Here is a 4,652-nt window from a genome sequence, read left to right as displayed (position 1 = left end):
AACGGTAAAACCAGGCGATCAACCAAATGCCAAAGACTCTATTGGCAACGTTGGTGATCTACCAGAAGGCACTAAGTTCGAGTACAAGACACCGGTAGACACAACAACACCAGGCGAAAAAGATGCGACAGTAATTGTGACATACCCTGATGGCTCTAAAGATGAAGTTCCAGTTAAGGTAATCGTCAAAGATCCACGTACGGATGCGGATAAGAACACTCCTGTAGCCAAAGATCAAACGGTAAAACCAGGCGATCAACCAAATGCCAAAGACTCTATTGGCAACGTTGGTGATCTTCCAAGTGGTACGAAGTTTGAATTCAAGACTCCAGTGGATACAACAACACCGGGCGATAAAGGAACAACAGTTGTAGTGACCTACCCAGATGGTTCAATCGATGAAGTCCCTGTAACAGTTAAAGTGGTTGATCCACGTACAGACGCCGATAAGAACACACCAACACCTAAGGACCAAACGGTTAATGTTGGTGAAACACCAAAAGCACAAGATTCAATCGGCAATGTTGGTGATCTTCCAGAAGGAACTAAGTTCGAATTCAAGACACCAGTGGATACAACAACACCGGGCGATAAAGGAACAACTGTCGTTGTGACTTATCCAGATGGTTCAATTGATGAAGTTCCAGTCACTATCAAGGTTGTAGATCCTCGTACAGACGCAGACAAGAACACACCAACACCTAAGGATCAAACGGTTAACGTTGGTGAAACACCAGATGCTAAGGACTCAATTGGCAATGTTGGTGATCTTCCAGAAGGAACTAAGTTCGAATTCAAGACACCAGTGGATACAACAACACCAGGTGAAAAATCATCGACAGTCGTTGTGACTTACCCAGACGGTTCTAAGGACGAAGTTCCAGTTAAGGTAATCGTCAAAGATCCACGCACAGATGCCGATAAGAACACTCCTGTAGCCAAAGATCAAACGGTTAAACCAGGCGATCAACCAAACGCTAAGGATTCCATTGGCAACGTTGGTGACCTTCCAGAAGGCACTAAGTTTGAGTACAAGACACCTGTTGACACAACAACAGAAGGCGAAAAAGATGCAACAGTCGTTGTGACATACCCAGACGGTTCTAAAGACGAAGTACCAGTTAAGGTAACTGTTAAAGATCCACGTACGGATGCCGATAAGAACACTCCTGTAGCCAAAGATCAAACGGTTAAACCAGGCGACCAACCAAATGCCAAGGATTCCATTGGCAACGTTGGTGACCTTCCAGAAGGTACTAAGTTCGAGTACAAGACACCTGTTGACACAACAACAGAAGGCGACAAAGACGCAACAGTTGTTGTCACATACCCAGACGGTTCTAAAGACGAAGTTCCAGTTAAGGTAATCGTCAAAGATCCACGCACAGATGCAGATAAGAACGATCCAACTGCGAAAGATCAAACGGTAAAACCAGGCGATCAACCAAACGCTAAGGATTCAATTGGCAACGTTGGTGACCTTCCAGAAGGCACTAAGTTCGAATACAAGACACCAGTTGACACAACAACAGAAGGCGAAAAAGACGCTACAGTTATCGTCACATACCCAGATGGTTCTAAGGACGAAGTTCCAGTTAAGGTTATTGTCAAAGATCCACGTACAGATGCCGATAAGAATACACCTGTAGCCAAAGATCAAACGGTTAAACCAGGTGATCAACCAAATGCTAAGGATTCAATTGGCAACGTTGGTGATCTTCCAGAAGGTACTAAGTTCGAATACAAGACACCTGTTGACACAACAACAGAAGGCGAAAAAGACGCAACAGTTGTTGTCACTTACCCAGACGGTTCTAAAGACGAAGTTCCAGTTAAGGTTATCGTTAAAGATCCACGTACGGATGCGGATAAGAACACTCCTGTAGCTAAAGATCAAACGGTAAAACCAGGCGACCAACCAAATGCCAAGGATTCCATCGGTAATGTTGGTGATCTTCCAGAAGGCACTAAGTTCGAGTACAAGACACCTGTTGACACAACAACTGAAGGTGACAAAGATGCTACAGTTATCGTCACTTACCCAGACGGTTCTAAAGATGAAGTTCCAGTTAAGGTAACAGTCAAAGATCCACGTACAGATGCGGATAAGAACACACCAACTGCGAAAGATCAAACGGTTAAACCAGGCGACCAACCAAATGCCAAGGATTCCATCGGTAATGTCGGTGATCTTCCAGAAGGAACTAAGTTTGAGTACAAGACACCAGTTGATACAACAACTGAAGGTGACAAAGACGCTGTAGTCATTGTCACTTACCCAGATGGCTCTAAAGATGAAGTTCCAGTTAAGGTAATCGTTAAAGACCCACGTACGGATGCGGATAAGAATACACCTGTGGCTAAAGATCAAACGGTTAAACCAGGTGATCAACCAAATGCCAAGGATTCCATTGGCAACGTTGGTGATCTTCCAGAAGGCACTAAGTTCGAATACAAGACACCTGTTGACACAACAACAGAAGGCGACAAAGATGCGACAGTTATCGTTACTTACCCAGATGGCTCTAAAGACGAAGTTCCAGTTAAGGTAATCGTTAAAGACCCACGTACAGACGCCGATAAGAATACACCAACGGTTGACAATCAAGAAACTCCAGCACCAACAGTGCATAAACCTGCTCCTGCATTAGATACAGTTCATGTCGCCTCAAAAGCAACACCAGCTGCAACTGATACTAAGCAAGCTTTGCCTGAGACAGGTGAAAACACTTCATTATTGGCTACTCTATTGGGTGGTTTGATGACAGTGGCTGGACTTGGTTTGGCAGGAAAACGCAAAAAAGAAGACTAAGATAGTTCATAGGTTAGATCCCTCAACATAGTTAGTTAGGCTATTTCGGTTTTCGAAAAAAGAGACTCATCCCATAAGGGGTGGGTCTCTTTTGTGTCTATTACAAGACAGTTCTTGTTTATATTAAAAAATTAGATAAAAATTCAAAAGGTGAAGAGATTTATTCAAAAAATATTAGTAACTTAGATTATAGAGGAAATTCCCATAAATAGTGATATGCATGAAAATGCTTATATGAAAAGGTTTGATTATTTTCACGAGGATCTAGTTACTAATCATAATTCGTTTTTTATATTGATTAAAAATTAGAGAAAATGCTTGCTTAAAGATTAAAAAAAGGATATGATAGACTTCGGAAGAAGGTTAATAAATGTATAGAGTGCGTGTTTTTTCAATAACGTCTTCGTTTTTTTGACGTGCCTTGGGGTACAAGGATTAACATATAGGAAGATTTTGAATGAAACAAGCAAATCATGTTTTTGAAAAAGTGACAAAATACGCCATTCGTAAATTGTCAGTAGGTGTAGGGCCAGTTGCTATCGGGACATTCTTGTTAGCAGGTGGTCTTTTCGTGTCTAAACCAGTTTCGGCAGACCAGGTTACTTCGGATGCATCGGTACACATGGCCTATGTCACAGAAAATGAATTAACAGCTGAAGAGCAGAAGCAAGTGGTACATGCTATTCCTAAGGAATATCAAAATGAGGACACTTTTTATCTGGTTTATAAACGTAAGGGAGACAGTCAAGCTACTCTTCCTCAGACAGGAAGCTCTGACTGGGCAGCGACAGGTTTGGGATTGGCAACAGCGACTATGGCTGTGTTGCTATTTTCAAAAAAACATCGTAAAAAAATTATTGGCTTGGTCTTGATTGGGGCCGCAGGGCAAAGTCTCCTTGTGCCGATAGAGGTTCTTGCCTTGCAAAACAAGGAGTTGCAGGCCTATAATCAAACTCTTGCGGTTTCAAATAAAGAAGATTTGGCTAAGGGTGTTATTGCCATTGATGGTTATGAGTATGTGGGTTATCTGCGTTACTCTGCTAAGCCGGAGCTTGAACAACCTTTGGAGAATACTTTGCAAGGGCTTGAGTCTTCAATAAAAGAAGATAATACAGTTAGTCAGGGGACAGCTGATAGGGATAGTAAGGGAATCAGTTGGAAAAAAGGAACACAGGAGCCGGGTCATGAAGGCGAGGCAGCTGTTCAACCTGCTAACCCAGAGTACACTGGACCAATTAGCGCTAAAGGTACGCAAGAATCAGGTCATGAAGGCGAGGCAGCTGTTCAACCTGCAAATCCAGATTACACTGGTCCAATTAGCGCTAAAGGTACGCAAGAATCAGGTCATGAAGGCGAGGCAGCTGTTCAACCTGCAAATCCAGAATATACTGGTCCAATCAGTGCCAATGGTACCCAAGAAGTTGGACACGAAGGCGAAGCGTTGGTTCAACCTGCAAATCCAGAGTACACAGGACCGATTAGTGCCAATGGAACACAAGAAGTAGGTCATGAGGGTGAAGCTTTGGTTCAACCTGTTGCCCCTGAATATACGGGCCCAATCAGTGCTAATGGTACCCAAGAAGTTGGTCATGAAGGTGAAGCCCTTGTTCAACCTGCCGCTCCAGAGTATACCGGCCCAATCAGTGCTAATGGCACGCAAGAAGTTGGTCATGAAGGTGAGGCAGCTGTTCAACCCGCTAATCCAGAGTACACAGGTTCAATCAGTAGCGATACTACAAGTGCTAACGGTACCCAAGAAGTTGGTCACGAGGGTGAAGCATGGGTCCAACCGGCTAATCCAGAGTACACTGGACCGATCAGTGCTAACGGTACCCAAGAA

At 43.5% G+C, this 4,652-nt stretch carries 2 protein-coding genes; both read left to right on the top strand.

Translation table 11 applies throughout. The annotated features are described in order from the left end of the window. On the top strand, positions 1-2,812 hold a 2,812-nt coding region (locus tag ADH51_RS02370), incomplete at its 5' end, for a Rib/alpha-like domain-containing protein (RefSeq protein WP_048674174.1). Positions 2,813-3,269: 457 nt separating this feature from the next. Further along, positions 3,270-4,652, top strand: a 1,383-nt coding sequence (locus ADH51_RS02365; protein ID WP_048674172.1) for a YSIRK-type signal peptide-containing protein, incomplete at its 3' end; no start/stop codon positions are given.

Source organism: Streptococcus sp. 449_SSPC, from assembly GCF_001073005.1.
Classification (GTDB): domain Bacteria; phylum Bacillota; class Bacilli; order Lactobacillales; family Streptococcaceae; genus Streptococcus; species Streptococcus salivarius_F.
Note: the sequence above shows the minus strand (reverse complement) of the source record. Positions and strands in the feature narration are given on the sequence as shown.